The organism is Rhodococcus sp. IC4_135 (assembly GCF_011602025.1).
GTDB classification, from domain to species: domain Bacteria; phylum Actinomycetota; class Actinomycetes; order Mycobacteriales; family Mycobacteriaceae; genus Rhodococcus_F; species Rhodococcus_F baikonurensis.
The window spans coordinates 1-14561 of the sequence record NZ_JAAOLG010000029.1 but is presented as its reverse complement, the minus strand read 5'-3'; the positions used below and the strand labels follow the sequence as shown (position 1 = coordinate 14561).

General features: G+C 62.4%; 12 protein-coding genes. 6 read left to right on the top strand and 6 right to left on the bottom strand.

Annotated elements, in window-relative coordinates; genetic code table 11:
• Nucleotides 1-82: 82 nt before the first annotated feature.
• The 4 genes from G8767_RS29455 to G8767_RS29440 form a co-directional block, all read right to left on the bottom strand.
• The gene (locus G8767_RS29455; RefSeq protein WP_166813393.1) at nt 83-1489 is read right to left on the bottom strand and encodes a substrate-binding protein; all 1407 of its coding nucleotides are present in this window, start codon (nt 1487-1489) and stop codon (nt 83-85) included.
• 45 nt (nt 1490-1534) lie between these two features.
• Nucleotides 1535-1903: a winged helix-turn-helix domain-containing protein gene (locus G8767_RS29450; protein ID WP_166813391.1), complete on the bottom strand. Its 369-nt coding sequence runs from the start codon at nt 1901-1903 to the stop codon at nt 1535-1537.
• 115 nt (nt 1904-2018) lie between these two features.
• Nucleotides 2019-3080, bottom strand: a complete 1062-nt coding sequence (locus G8767_RS29445) for a phenylacetaldoxime dehydratase family protein (RefSeq protein ID WP_166813389.1) — start codon at nt 3078-3080, stop codon at nt 2019-2021.
• Nucleotides 3081-3284: 204 nt separating this feature from the next.
• On the bottom strand, nt 3285-4262 hold the full coding sequence (locus G8767_RS29440; RefSeq protein WP_166813387.1) for a helix-turn-helix domain-containing protein: 978 nt from the start codon (nt 4260-4262) through the stop codon (nt 3285-3287).
• A gap of 175 nt (nt 4263-4437) precedes the next feature.
• Between G8767_RS29440 and G8767_RS29435 the strand changes: the two genes are divergently transcribed.
• The 3 genes from G8767_RS29435 to G8767_RS29425 are packed head-to-tail and all read left to right on the top strand — an operon-like array spanning nt 4438 to nt 8332.
• Nucleotides 4438-5073 carry a TetR/AcrR family transcriptional regulator C-terminal domain-containing protein gene (locus G8767_RS29435; protein WP_166813385.1) on the top strand — a complete coding sequence of 212 codons (636 nt, stop codon included), beginning with the start codon at nt 4438-4440 and terminating at the stop codon, nt 5071-5073.
• 36 nt (nt 5074-5109) lie between these two features.
• Complete coding sequence (locus G8767_RS29430; protein ID WP_166813383.1) at nt 5110-6615, top strand: long-chain-fatty-acid--CoA ligase; 1506 nt, start codon at nt 5110-5112, stop codon at nt 6613-6615.
• A 10-nt stretch (nt 6616-6625) separates the two neighbouring features.
• Nucleotides 6626-8332, top strand: a complete 1707-nt coding sequence (locus G8767_RS29425) for an acyl-CoA dehydrogenase family protein (protein ID WP_166813381.1) — start codon at nt 6626-6628, stop codon at nt 8330-8332.
• On the opposite strand, the gene G8767_RS29420 is transcribed toward G8767_RS29425, so the two are convergent.
• The gene (locus G8767_RS29420; protein ID WP_095973567.1) at nt 8329-9207 is read right to left on the bottom strand and encodes a LysR family transcriptional regulator; all 879 of its coding nucleotides are present in this window, start codon (nt 9205-9207) and stop codon (nt 8329-8331) included. The genes G8767_RS29425 and G8767_RS29420 overlap by 4 nt on opposite strands.
• Before the next feature lie 145 nt (nt 9208-9352).
• Between G8767_RS29420 and G8767_RS29415 the strand changes: the two genes are divergently transcribed.
• From G8767_RS29415 to G8767_RS29405, 3 genes are read left to right on the top strand one after another with little or no spacing between them, the layout of a single operon-like run.
• Nucleotides 9353-10723, top strand: a complete 1371-nt coding sequence (locus G8767_RS29415; RefSeq protein ID WP_166813379.1) for an MFS transporter — start codon at nt 9353-9355, stop codon at nt 10721-10723.
• Complete coding sequence (locus G8767_RS29410) at nt 10723-12438, top strand: acyl-CoA dehydrogenase family protein (protein ID WP_166813377.1); 1716 nt, start codon at nt 10723-10725, stop codon at nt 12436-12438. Before G8767_RS29415 ends, G8767_RS29410 begins: the two co-directional genes overlap by 1 nt.
• Entirely contained in the window at nt 12435-13664 is a 1230-nt protein-coding gene (locus G8767_RS29405; protein ID WP_166813375.1) for a CoA transferase, read from the top strand. The genes G8767_RS29410 and G8767_RS29405 overlap by 4 nt, the downstream gene beginning before the upstream one ends.
• Here the strand turns inward: G8767_RS29405 and G8767_RS29400 are convergent.
• Nucleotides 13586-14380, bottom strand: coding sequence for an LLM class F420-dependent oxidoreductase (locus tag G8767_RS29400; RefSeq protein ID WP_095973563.1), 795 nt, complete (start codon nt 14378-14380; stop codon nt 13586-13588). The genes G8767_RS29405 and G8767_RS29400 overlap by 79 nt on opposite strands.
• Nucleotides 14381-14561: the final 181 nt, after the last annotated feature.

The following is a 14561-nucleotide window of genomic DNA, read 5'->3' as shown; positions in this document are numbered from 1 at the left end:
TTGTCTTTCAGACTAGGGCCGGATCCATAATTGCGTCAATAGGTATCGACATATTGACTCGTTAAGTTCGGGTTACGTGCGCTCAGAGAGAGCGGGGGTACAGTCGCCCACGGCGTGATTCAGCGATCAGAATCGGCCGATTCAGTGGAACACCGGTGTTCGTAGAGCTTTTCGGCGTCGTGGCAAGCTGCCGAAGTACTGTTTCCGGATCGCCCGCCGACGTTCGTTCGACTGCGCGTGCGTAAGCGACGATCGCTTCGTACGTTGTCTCGGACAGGGAACTGAGCGGAGGCAGGAGTTCGTTCGAGCTTGCGCTGTATCGCTTTTCGAGGTCGTGATCACCGGCTGCGGATTGGAAGTAGCCGAATGCCGCCCAGACTCCGTCGGCATCGGAATTGCCGATGAGCTGCTGAGTGGCCTCGTCGAGGACCAATGCAAACGTCCGCGTGGTGGCCCGCAGTCCGTGCTGGGCGCATTGTCGTTCGAAGAAGACCTCGTCATGGCCCACCAGGGTGGAAAGAATCAGTTCGGCCCCGGAGTCGGCTATCGACTCGATGATGCGTGAGAAGTCGGTTGTCCCCAACGGTACGTAGACTTCGCCGGCTACCGAACCTGTGGATTCGGCGATCACACGTCGGGCCGCCCAATGCGCTCCGAACGACCACGAATACTGCTGACCGACCAGGAACCAAGTGCGAGAACCGGTCTCGGACATCATTGCGGGTATGCCCGCTCGTGTCTGGTCGAGTGGCCGCTCACCCAATCGAAGGACTCCCGGACGCGATCGACCTCCTTCGTTGAGAACTGTGTGCACCAACAGCACACCGGAGTTCTGCAACGCAGATGCAGCGGCATTGAAGGTCGACGACGTCACGCACGCGAAAATGGCGCGGCACCCGCTTTTCGCCAATCGCAGCGCGGTCGCCGCTCCGGCCGCCGAGTCGGAAGCGTCATCGCCGATCACCAAGTCGACGAGAACGCCGCCGACACCGCCGTCGGCATTGATCTCTTCCACGGCCAGGGCAGCGAGTGTTTCTGTCGCCTGGGCGAATACAGCTGCCGGGCCGGATTTGCTGACCAGCAATCCGATCCTATGTCGGTCGGAACGCGGAGGCTCGGGTGGAGCGAATCCGCGCTTGTTGGCAAGCCAGGAAATGCCGTCCTGATCGAGGCTGGACTCGAGAACGATCCGGGTGCCGGTGCCGTCGGGAAAGAACCGGATCGTCAGGCGGCCGCGCCACGGTTGGTGGTGCACGATCACTACCGATCGGCCCCGCTTCACGCCGGCGACGTAACCCAACAGCGTGATCGGCATTCCGGCTGGATCCGCACGTACGCCGTCGCCGACGGGAAGGGAGATGGCGACAGCGGCCCCGACCGTCAGTTGCTCACATTCGAGTTCGAGCAGTTGCCCCGTTTCGAGGCGCTCGAAGGCTGGCCCTGGTGGGTCGGTCGTCACGATCTGTGCCGTTACGGAGAGACCTGGCACGTTCTACTTCCTGCCTGAAATAGATGCTGGGGCTCAACCAGGGCCTCACGCCCGGCGACGCACCGAAGCCGGTTCGGAATCCTCAGTCGCCGTGGTCGGCGACTCGGACGTGTTCGAACCTGCTTCCAGAGCTCGCCCGAGGACGTCGCGCAGGAACTGGAGTGCGTCGTTGGCCGGCCCCGACAGATCGATCGAGAACAAGCGATGACGTCCCTGACGCCGTTCGACGATCACTCCGGACAACCGCAGCGCCTTGAGATGTGTGGATACCGTGGTGCGACCGACCGTCGAAATTTGATCGCTGATGAAACCCGCATTGCACTCGCCGTGGGTAGCCAGAGTGTCGAGAATCTGTCGACGTACCTGGTCGGCCAGCACAGCAAACGCCAACTCTTCGTTTCGTTGAGTAGTCACTGTCTGCTGTCCGCGCTTCCTCGATGGCCTCTACTGCGATATGTCGACACTCGTCAACATATCTCGAGTTGCCTCCGAGGGAAAGAACGTCGCCGAAGATTCCCGGCGGCTTCGGTCAGTGCTCGGCGATGGTCACTGCATCGCGCAGCATGCCGGTGCCGGGATGGCAATTGATGTACTCGTACAGCTGATCGGCGGCATCGAATACCGAGACCTCATGGTAGAGACGTAATTTCGACAGACCCGCGGCCACCCGGAAAAACGTCGTGAAGATCCGCAGATGGGTGGGGTGGGATTCCGACCACCGTTCGAGTTGGTCGAGTGAGGCCCAGTGACCGATGTTGTAGCTCAGGTCGAGGAAGTTTCCGTCGATGTCGATGTTGCGCACGAATCGGTTGCTGTAGCACCCGACGGCCGGGCCGTTGTCGCGGAGGAAATCCATGCCTGATTGGAGGGTGGGCAGGATTTCGTCCAGGTAGAGGCTGCGCTCGTCTGCTTCCGCGTCGGCCCAGTCCTGTCCGGACCTGATCAGTGCGATGTTGTCGTGCCCCCGCACTACTACGCGTCCACCTACGGCTGGGTCACCGGCGATGACCCGCAGTTCGCCCGAGGCCTGCATCCAGTCGGTTTGGGAGATCGGAAACCGCTCGCGCATCGAACCCCAGTAGCCGTGTTCGTTGATCTCGCCACTGATGCCGTCCATGACCGCTCCGACCCCGGGAAGGTCGTCTTGGAACGCGTAGAGCGTTTCGAACTGTTCGGCTCTCGGTGCCACGATCTCGCGGAAGAACCCCAACCCGTCCGACAGGCGCTCTTCGGACTCCCACCAGGAAGCTATTGGAGTCGATGTGCTCCAACGATGTTGGGAGGAAACATCTTTCCAGTATCCGACCACGATCAGGTTCTCGTAGCCCTGGTTGTCGATGTGATGGGTGAGATCGTGGTGTGCCGGCCCGTCCGGCAAGTCGAAGCCGGCGACGATATCCCGCATCGCCTGCAGTGCAGCCGGGCGCTGATCTTCGTCGCGGAACTGCACGCCGAGATAGCCCATCACGACCTGTTGCAATGCGTCGTCTGCGCGCCCGACCCACATGGGAAATGGTGGCGTATAGGTATCCGGAACGCGCCTGGTCAACGTGCGCGGGCATTGAAGGTGTTCACCGATTGCAGATTCCATGAGTGCTCCCTGTGGTGTGGGTAGTCGAATCGGGTGCCTGGCACTTGGCAACGCCGTGCCGAAAATCTACGCCCGCGAGGCCGATCAAACTTGGCCGTCAACGCCCGATATTTGGCCTACCGCGCCAAGAATTGTGGATAGGCGTCGGCGTCAGAACGTTTTGGACACCATGTTGAATGGGCAAGTGGCTGAAGATGTTACAGATCAGCGGGGATTGCTTGGGGTCGCTGCTTGCGACCGGTACCGCCGCGGGCTGATTCCGAACTCCGCCTTGAATGCGCGACTGAAGGCGGCCAGGTCGGTGAATCCCCAGCGGTGAGAAATCTGGGTCAGCGACCGGTCTGCTGCGTGGCATTGCACGATCTCGCGACGGCAACCGTCGAGTCGACGGCTGCGAATCGAGCGTGACACCGTCGTGCCGTGTTCGGCGAAGGCTCGGTGCAACTGGCGAATGGAGACTTTGACCGATCCCGCGATGTCCACCGGAGACAGGGCCGGGTCAGCGATGCGGGCGTCTATGACCGACAGGGCGGATTCGTAGAGGCTGGTTCGCCGAGAGGTGATCGGACGTGCCGTTGCGTGAAGAACGGACTTGACCAGGCCGCCGATCTCGTTGACGACTTCCTCTTCGTCTCCGCTCGCGTCGGACGTCATGCGGACGGAGGCAAGATCGTGAAGAAAGCGACCCAGCAGGCCACTCAGGCCCGCGTGTCCGTCGAAAGCGATGGCGGTCAGGCTCGTGACCTCCGCGTCGCTGAGCGACAGGTACGACCGTGGCCAGGTGAACACCTCGAGTCCCCAGATGCCGTCGTGTGCGTGTCCCTCGATCTGCCAATCGAAGGGGCGCGTGGTGTCGTACAGGACGTAGTCGCCACGTCGCAGGACGCATTCGCGGTTGTCTTGGCGCACTACCGCGCTACCGCGGCGGATCATGCCGATTTGCAGGTAGTCCGCACCGTCGCTCTTGATCAGGCTGCTGCTACGGACTATTCGTTGTTCCATCGATTGAACTGCGGACACTCGAACGTGTGCGAGTTGGGCCGAGTGCACGGCCCCGCTGAATCCGTCGCCGTCTTCGATGTCGGATACGTCGAGCGCGACAAAATGCTCACGCAACAAATCTGCCCAGTCGCCCGTGAGATTCGTGCGTGTGGGCAGGGAGAAGCCGGATCGCGTGAGCATTGCAGGGCGCCTCCTCGCAGAAAAGCCGAAGTTCTCGGGTGCTCGATGTTCAGAGAGTAATCCCGCACATCAGACATGTCGATAGGAGTCGACATGTCATCGCGCCGGGAGAAATTGTTTGCCATACAAACAACGTCGAGTTATTGTTTGTCATACAAACAAGTAGGAGTTCGTGATGGTCACCGAGTCAGTTCCCGCAGCGCGCGCCACGCGTGAGTCGGGCAAGCAGACGCGTATGGCGCTGTTCAATGCCGCAACCGAGCTGTTTCTCGAACACGGCGACAGCGTGTCCATCGCGCAGATCTGCACCGCCGCCGGCGCTCATCCCAACCAGGTGACCTACTACTACGGATCCAAAGAGAAGCTCTTCGTCGAGGTGGCGTGTGCGGCCGTTCTGCGCGCGGGCAAGCGCGCCGAGGTCGACGCCGCCGATGCCGACACTGTCGGTGACTACACCGAGAAATTGGTCGGGTCCCTCCTGGGCTCGGGAGCTCCCAGCGTCGAACTGTTCGTCGAAGCGATGATGATGACGGGTCGTCGTGGTGAACTCCGTGACCTGATCTCCGAAACGCTTCGCACTCTGCATTCCTCGGGTGAAACTGCCCTCCTTCGTACTTTGGTCCGCACCGGCTGGCAGCTACGCGCGGGCATCGACGTCGAATCCAAGGCCTTCTGGTCTGCGATCTTCGGCCTCGTCATCCAGAAGACTGCCACCGGCGAGAGCTTCGGCTACTCCCTCGAGGAGGCGGTCGCCGTCATCTTCGCCAATCTCCAGATACCCGACGCCGTACTCAACAGCTCGATGGAATGAACTCTCTTCGAGCGTGATTCTCCGACAAGGACTTCGATGGACATCGTTCGCGTATTCGACAGCAACGTCACCAAGACCCCGGACAAACCCTTCCTGATATTCGACGGTAACGATCACACGTACTCCCAGGTTCAGGACGGAAGTCGGCGCGCCGCAGGATATTTGCAGTCGCTGGGCGTGCAGCCAGGTGACCGTGTGGCGCTGATGTGTTACAACACTCCAGGATTCGTGTACGCGATGCTCGGTGCCTGGCGCTTGGGTGCCGTCGTGGTTCCCGTCAATCACAAGATGCAGACTCCGGAAGTTGCCTACGTGCTGGGGCACGCGAAGGTGTCGGTGTGCGTCTTCGACGGTGAGCTGGCGCCGGTCGTCGGTCGATTGGAGACCACAGCCAAGCTGATCAGCACGGACTCTGTCGCAGACGGTTTCGACTTCTTCGACGACGCCATCACCCGCCAGGAGGGTGTTGACGGTATCGACATCGACGAGAACGATCCTGCCGAGATCCTCTACACCTCGGGGACTACCGGCTCGCCCAAGGGCTGCGTCCACAGCCATCGCAACGTCGTCGGCGTAGCCGTCACCGCGGCCCTTGCCGTGTCGACGACTCGAGACGAGCGACTGCTCATGGCCGTCCCGATCTGGCACGCTTCCCCGCTGAACAACTGGTTCATGTCCACGCTCTACATGGGCGGAACCGTCGTGCTGCTGCGCGAGTACCACCCCGTCAAGTTCCTGGAAACAGTTCAGGAACAGCGTATTACCCTCTGCTTCGGGCCACCGGTCATCTACACCACCGCACTCAACCTGGTGCCGAACTTCGCCGACTACAACCTCGGCAGCGTTCGTGCGTGGCTGTACGGCGGCGGACCGATCGGTGCGGATGTTGCTCGGCGACTGGTGGAGTCGTACGGCACCACCGAATTCCGGCAGGTCTACGGCATGACGGAGACCGGGCCCGTCGGGACTGTGCTGTACCCCGAAGAGCAATTGAGCAAAGCGGGCTCGATCGGCCGCGTCGCGCTGGCCGGCGTCGACCTGCGACTGGTTGCCGATGACGGCACCGACGCGGAGCCCGATCAGATCGGTGAGATCTGGCTGCGCGCCGACACCGTCATGCAGGGGTACCTCGACGACCCCGCTGCCACGAAGGCTGCATTTGCCGACGGAGGTTGGTATCGCACCGGCGATCTGGCGCGTAAGGATGCGGACGGCTACCTCTTCATCGTCGATCGCGCGAAGGACATGATCATCACGGGCGGCGAGAACGTCTACTCGAAGGAGGTCGAGGACGTGATCTCCGGCCACCCCGACGTCGTCGACGTCGCCGTTGTCGGAAAACCCAACGAAGAATGGGGCGAGACCGTCGTCGCACACGTCGTCTGGCGTGAACCGGATGTCATCAGCGCCGACGACATCAAGGATTACCTCTCGGACAAGTTGGCGCGCTACAAGATTCCGCGTGAAGTGGTGTTCGCGACCATCCTTCCGCGCACGCCGACCGGCAAGATCCAGAAGCACCTCATCCGCGCCGCGAGCTGAAAGGCCTGTCATGACTGATATTTCCGAGAAGACTGTCTCCGAGCACACCGTCACCCACCCGGCGCCGCATCGCACCCATGCAGTGCTCAACCAGTCGGTACCGCGCACGGACGTCAACGAGTTCCTGCTCGATACGGTCCTGGCCGAAGGCGTCGCGCGCCACGACGCCGATTGGGCCACAAGTGAACTCACCGACATCGGTGAACTGGTCGGCAGTGCCGGGTTCCAGCACGACGCGGAGCTGGCCAACACGGTGATCCCCGAACTGAAGACCTTCGATCGCTGGGGAAACCGCATCGACGAGGTCGAATACCATCCGTCGTATCACCGGATCATCTCTGCCGCCGTTGCGCACGGTGCTCACACCTCTGCCTGGGCTGACCGGAAGCCGGGTGCCAACGTGGCTCGGGCCGCGGCATTCATGCTTTTCTCCCAGGTCGAACCGGGTCACGCATGCCCAATCTCCATGACGCACGCCGTGATCCCCTCGCTCGAGCTGCAGCCGGATGTAGCCGCCCTCTGGACCCCGCGCGCCCTTTCTCGGAGCTACACCCCCGAGTTGGACGCTCCCGGAAAGGCATCCGCGATCTTCGGAATGTCGATGACGGAGAAGCAGGGCGGCTCCGACGTGCGAGCCAACACGACCATCGCCAAACCGGCCGGACGTGGTGGCCCGGGTGCGGACTACCTGCTCACCGGACACAAGTGGTTCTGCTCGGCGCCGATGTCCGACGCCTTCCTGGTGCTCGCTCAGGCCGAAGGTGCTGCCGGCGAGGGACTTTCCTGCTTCCTTCTTCCCCGCATTCTGCCTGACGGCACACGTAACGTTTTCCGTATCCAACGTCTGAAGAACAAGCTGGGCAACAAGTCCAACGCGTCGTCCGAGATCGAACTCGACGGCACCGTCGCCACCATGATCGGCGAACCGGGCCGTGGTGTGCGGACCATCATCGAAATGGTGTCCCAGACGCGACTCGACTGCATTCTCGGCAGCACGGCGGGTATGCGTCAGTCGGTGGCCGAAGCGGTGTGGCATGCGCGGCACCGCAGCGCTTTCGGTGCCGTCCTGGCAGATCAGCCGGCAATGACGTCGGTACTTGCCGATCTGGCTCTCGAATCCGAAGCCGCGACCATCACCGCACTGCGATTGGCTCGCGCCCAGGACGAGGACGCGGACGAGCAGGAGAAGGCTTTCCGCCGACTCGCTACAGCCGTTGCGAAGTACTGGATCTGCAAGCGCGGTCCGCACCACTCCTACGAAGCCCTCGAATGCCTGGGCGGCAACGGTTACACCGAGGACTTCCCGCTTGCCCGTCGCTACCGTGAGCAGCCCGTCATGGCCGTGTGGGAGGGATCGGGCAACGTCATCGCGCTCGATGTCCTGCGCGCGATGACACGTGAACCCGATTCCGTTGCCGCCTTCGACCACGAGATCAACCTCGCTCGCGGGAACAACCCGGTCCTCGATCAGCACCTCGATCGGGTGCGACGCCAACTCGGTGAGCTCGCCACGATGGCACCCGCCGACGCCCAGCTCCGCGCTCGGACCGTCGTCGAGGCTATGGCGTTGGCACTGCAGGCCTCGCTCATGGTGCGCCACTCCCCGGCCGCTTCGTCCGATGCCTTCATTGCCGCTCGCCTCGGCGCCGACCGCGGTCACGAGTACGGAACTCTTCCTGTAGGAACGGATTTCGCGGGGATTCTCGCGAGAGCCTAAGGCTGCTCCTTCAGCACCCTGGTGACGGTGTGTACTGCCGGCGTCGGATTGTTCGGTCGCCATGCCATCGCGATTTTCAGCGTGGGCGTGGCCCCGGCGATCGGCAGGTACACGACCCCGTCCATGGACAGATGCGCCGTCGACTCCACGACGACGGCGATCCCGACCCCCGCTCCGACCATGGCCAACAGGCTGTACGGATCGGGGGCTTCGTGCGCGACGGTGGGCGTGAAACCTGCTGTGGCGCACACGGACAACGTCGCATCGCGCACCACCGAGCCGTGCTCGGCGGGATACATCACGAATCGTTCGGTTGCCAGGTCTTCCGGTGACACGGAGTCGTGGGTACTGAGGTGATGCCTGGCCGGAACTGCGACCATCAAGGTTTCCTCGCGCACCGTGTGAGTCTCGAATCCGCGCGGAATGGGCAGGCCGACTATGCCCATGTCGAGTGTTCCGCGTCGGAGAGCGTCGAGCACCTCACCCGAGTACATCTGCGGCCGTAGTTCCAGTTCGATTCCCGGATGGGAGTCGGCCAAGGACCGTGTGAGAGCCGACAGCACCGTGTAGCCGCCGGTTCCGCCGAAACCCACCGTGACACGCCCTGTTTCCCCGGTCGAGGCAGCTGATGCGATATCTCTGACGAGGGCAACCTGCGCTTCGATGATCCGTGCAGGCGTGACCAAGGCTTCACCGGCGGCGGTCAACTGCACTGACCTGGTAGTCCGGACGAACAGGTCGGTGCCGAGTTCGCGCTCGAGCGCCCGAATGGTTTGGCTGAGCGGGGATTGCCCGATGTGGAGTCGCTCGGCGGCCCGGCCGAAATGAAGTTCGTCGGCGACTGCGAGAAACGCGCGCAGCTGACGCAGTTCCATGTCGCTCCTTCCGGTTTCATTATGTGGTTGTCCCACATAAATGAGTCGAACTAAGTCTTGGACTCTACATGGATTTCGGACGATAGTGATTCACGCCTCACATTGCATCCCTTGGTGATGCCCGACGCGAGAATCAGGGAGAACCGTGGATCAAAACCCAGGTCACGACACCAGTCCACCCGAATACAGCACCAAACAGGCGCGCAAGGCCGGAATCACGGCGTTTGTCGGAACGACCATCGAATGGTTCGACTTCTACATCTACGGAACCGCATCAGCCTTGGTCCTCGGCCCACTGTTCTTCCCAGATGCGTCGCCGGCCGTGGGAACACTCGCAGCCTTCGCGACCTTTGCCGTGGGATTCGTGGCTCGGCCGGTCGGCGGAGTGGTGTTCGGGCACTTCGGAGACAAATTCGGCCGCAAGAACGCCGTGATCATCACTCTCGCTCTGATGGGGTTGGGAACGGTCGGTGTCGGCCTCCTCCCTACGTACGCACAGATCGGGATCTGGGCGCCGATACTGCTTGTGGCACTTCGTGTTCTCCAGGGCATTGCCATGGGCGGCGAATGGGGTGGCGCCGTATTGATCGCCACCGAGTTCGCTCCCCCGAAGAAGAAGGTGCTCTACGGGGCGTTTGCGCAGCAGGGTTCGCCGGTCGGAAATCTGCTCGCGACACTCGCGTTCCTCGGCCTGACCTTGATGTCGGATTCGGTGTTCGAGTCGTGGGGTTGGCGTCTGCCGTTCCTCGGATCCGCAGCGTTGGTGATCGCCGCTCTCTACATCAGGCTGCACATCTCCGAGACACCCGAAATGAAGAAGGCTGTTGCGGCACAGGAACGTACACGGATGCCGCTGGTTGAAGTGTTGCGTTCGCATCCCGTCGAACTTGCTCTCGGCGTCGGCGCTGTGGTTGCCGGTGTTGCCATCACGTACGTCAAGACCACCTTTGCGCTCTCATGGGCGACAACGGATCTCGGCTTCGAGCGCAGCGACTTTCTTCTTGTCATCACCGTGGCACTGGTAGCCCAGGCGCTCGTACAGCCTTTCGGCGCTGTGCTGGCCACGCGGATCGATCCGTCGAAAGCGGTCCGTTGGATGCTGCTGCCGGAGATCGTGCTCCTGCCACTGATGTTCGTGCTGGTTCAGACGGGCTCCGTGCCCCTGGCGATTTTGGGTATGGTGCTCGCAACGGCCCCTCATGCAATGTATTACGCCGCCTTGGCCGGCATTCTGGCGCAGGTATTCCCCACCAACGTTCGGTACACGGGCATCTCTCTGTCGTACCAACTCTCGACCGCCGTTTTTGCCGGAACGGCCCCGATGGTCAGCCAGTATCTGCTGACACGCACCAACTCGATCTGGCCGGTCGTAGCTCTCGGGCTCGTGTATGTCGTTCTCTCCCTCGTCTGTATGACTGCTTTGTTGCGCAGGAGTGCGCTGCGCGCGCAAGGGTCGGAGTCGACGAGCTCTTCGAACGTGACCGATGTTTCCACCCTGAAAGGCGTTGACCACTGATGAACTTCGCACTCACCGACCCCGCTCTGAAAGCGGTAGTGGACAGATGGACCACCGGGGCGGACCGGAAGACGATGAACGGCTTGCTCGACCGACTGGGTCGAGATGCCGCCGGCCGTTTGTCCGAGCTCGCCGACATCGCCGACAGGAATCCACCGGTGTTGCAGCAGTTCGACAAGGCTGGTGATCGCGTCGACCGGATTTCCTATCACCCGGCCTACCTGGAACTGTGTCGGGCGGCGTACAACGAGTACGGCCTGTCCGCCATGTCGCACCGAAAAGGGTTGCACGGATGGGGCTCCGTACCTCCGCCACTCGCGAAGTACCTCGCGTCGTACGTCTTCGTTCAGGCAGAGTTCGGGCTGGCCTGCCCGGTGTCGATGACCGATGCTGCTGCGCGGACGCTGCGTATGTTCGGTGATCCGGCCGTGTTCTCGCCCTGGATCGACGCGTTGACGTCGACCGATCCCGAGCATGCGAAGACGGGCGCGATGTTCATGACCGAGATTCAGGCAGGTACCGATATCGCCTGCACTGAAACGCGTGCCGAGCGCGACGGTGACGGATGGGTCCTGACGGGCAAGAAGTGGTTCGCCTCCAACCCCGATGCCGACGTGATCATCACCCTTGCAAGATTTCCGGGCGGACAGGATGGTTCGACGCGTGGAGTCGGAATGTTCATGGTGCCCAAGACTTTGGATTCCGGCGAGCGCAACAACCTCACGATCGATCGGCTCAAGGACAAGCTGGGTACACGTTCCATGCCGAGTGGCGAGGTGACGCTGGACCGCGCACACGCACTCCAGGTCGGCGAACTCGAACGAGGTTTCCGGCAGATGGCGGAAATGGTCAACACGTCGCGGTTGTCCAACGCGATGCGTTCGAGCGCTCTCATGCGCCGAGCGGTCCGCGAAGCCGTCGAACATTCGAAGAGCCGAGTCGTGTTCGGTGAGAAGCTCTTCGATCAGCCACTGATGCGGGCGACTCTTCTTCCCCTCGCGCTCGATGCCGAGGCTTCGCTAGCGCTCGTGGCGTACAGTGCGCAGTGTCTTCAGGCTGCAGACGGCGGTGACGATCAAGCGCGAGCACTGATCAGGGTGCTGACGCCGATCGCCAAACACTTCGTGTGCAAACGTGCGCGAGTGGTCACCGGTGAGGCAATGGAGGTGCGCGGCGGAAACGGGTACATCGAGGAATGGGTCGATCCGCGACTCGTGCGGGACGCTCACCTCGGCTCCATCTGGGAGGGCTCGAGCAATGTCATTGCGCTGGACGTACTTCGGTGTCTACGCAAGTTCGATTCGCACCGCACGGTCGCGGGAGCGATGACGGACATCCTGTCCGCCGTCGGACCGGACTGCGAAGCCGGGTCCGGAGTTCTGTTGCGGCGCTGGGAGGAACTGGTCGATGAAGGAGATCGTCTGATCGCCGGAACTGACGATGCCGCGCAGGCTGCGAGTGCAAGGTACTCCGACGAGTTGGCTCGTACCGTCATGGCGACCCTGCTCTTCGACCTTGCGGATCACGGCATCCGAGAAGGTCGCGGGTACCGGTCACTGCTGGTGGCGAACTCCTACCTGGCCGGTCTAGCCGGGAAGGTGCCGTCGGCCGCGCTCGGCAAACTCGACGTGATAACCGACGGCGGCGACGTCGAGCTGGATGATGCACGTGACGTCGTAGCCGAGTTCCTTTCTGTAGCAGGAGGTCACCGGTGAATACTCCAACAGGCCCCGCACCCCTGGCCGGTGTCCGCGTCCTCGATCTGTCGAAGATCCTTGCCGGCCCGTACGCAACCATGTCGCTTGCCGATCTCGGAGCCGACGTCACCAAGATCGAACACCCCGAGGGCGGTGACCCCACGCGTTCATGGGGACCTCCCTTCGTCGGGGTCGATGCTGCCTACTACCTCGCGATCAACCGCGGTAAGAAGTCGGTGACGATCGACCTCAAGTCCACCGAAGGGCAGGAGATCATCCACCGCATGCTCGAAGAGACCGATGTGGTGGTGGAGAACTTCAAGCCGGGCAGCGGATTACAGAAGATCTTCGACTACCAGGCACTGTCCGAGCGGTATCCCCACCTGATCACCCTGCACATCTCGGCGTTCGGTGAAGAAGGCCCACTGCGCGACGAGCCGGGTTACGACATGATCGCGCAAGCCGCGGGAGGGCTCATGTCGCTCACCGGTGAACCCGGCGGCGCCCCGATGAAGTCCGGGTTTGCGTTGGGAGATCTGGGCGCAGCGCTGTTCGGACTGGTCGGGGTGCTGGCCGCATTGGTCGAGCGAGGTCGCACCGGACGCGGACAGTACGTGACCACGTCGCTGTACGAGTGCCAACTCGCCATGCACGTGAACTGGGCGACCAGCTACTTCGCCACCGGTGAGCGTCCGACGGCGTTGGGCTCCGGTCACCCGAATCTTGCTCCCTACCAAGCATTTCCTGCCAGCAATGGGTACTTCGTCATCGCCGTCGGTAACGACGCGATGTGGGCGTCGCTGTGCGAGGCCATCGGTCGAGACGAACTGGCTACGGATCCTCGTTTCGTCCACAACCGTGAGCGGGTGGAGAACCGCGAGAGTCTGGAACGGGAACTCACCAGCGCCTTCGCGTCGGACACCGTCGAACACTGGTGCACTCTTCTCGCCGAACGAGCGGTCCCGGTTTCACCGATCCGCCACCTCGACGAGATCTACTCCGATCCCCACACCGCCGCACTCGGCATGGTGGGGACCGTCGACCATCCGACGCTCGGTCCGCTCAAGCAAGTGGCCTTTCCGGTCAACTTCTCAGGCCAGAGGCCACGTCTGACGTCGGCGCCGCCCGTTCTCGGCGCCGACAACGACGAGGTGTTGGGAACCACTCAGGCGAGTCCGCTCAATGCCGGTGCCGTGTTGTCATCCCGCCAGCCGATGGCCTCGACGAGCGTCGTCAGGTCGTAGTCGGGTCCGCTGACGCCCACGGTGAAGAGCGAGACACCGTCGGCGACCAGGTCAGCAGCATTCTCGAGCCCAGGCCACGGAACCGAGTGCTCTACTTCGGTCGGGTTCCGGCCCACGTCGGCGCAATGGTCGGAGAGGATGTCCGACTTGCGCAGGTGTGTCTCGCGGTCACCGAAGCTGTGCCAGACGTCGGCGTACTCGGCGACCAGGCGCAGGGTCTTCTTCTCGCCGCCACCCCCGATGAGGACAGGGATATTGCGCGTCGGAGGCGGGTTGCCCTTGGCCAGGCGGCCCGTGATGCGGGGGAGGTATTCGCCCAGCAGTTTCAGCCGTGAACCGGGGGTTCCGAAGTCGTATCCGAACTGGTCGTAGTCCTTCTCGAACCAGCCGGCACCGATTCCGAGGATCAGGCGTCCGCCGCTGATGTGGTCGACGGTTCGCGCCATGTCGGCCAGCAGATCCGGATTGCGGTAACCGCCGCCGGTGACCAGCGCGCCGATCTCGACGCGTTCGGTCTGCTCGGCCCAGGCGCCGAGCATGGTCCAGCATTCGAAGTGGGCGCCGTCGGGATCGCCGGTCAACGGGTAGAAATGGTCCCAGTTGAAGACGATGTCCACCCCGGCGTCCTCGGACCGCAAGACGGCGTCGCGAATCAACCCGTAATCGGGTGCGTGCTGAGGTTGGAGTTGAACACCGATGCGTACCGGACGAGTCATGCCACGCTCCTGACGAGAGGAATGGTTGTCTTCTCCATCATGGCTGGGTGTGCGCGGTACCGCTACCGGTCGGTGACGGGTATGCCCGCTTCTCGTACCCACCCCTTTTCGAGCGAACGGTACGTTCGGCGCCTTAGATCGACTGAACGTGCCGTTCGCTCAAAAAGGGGGGGCAGGCACA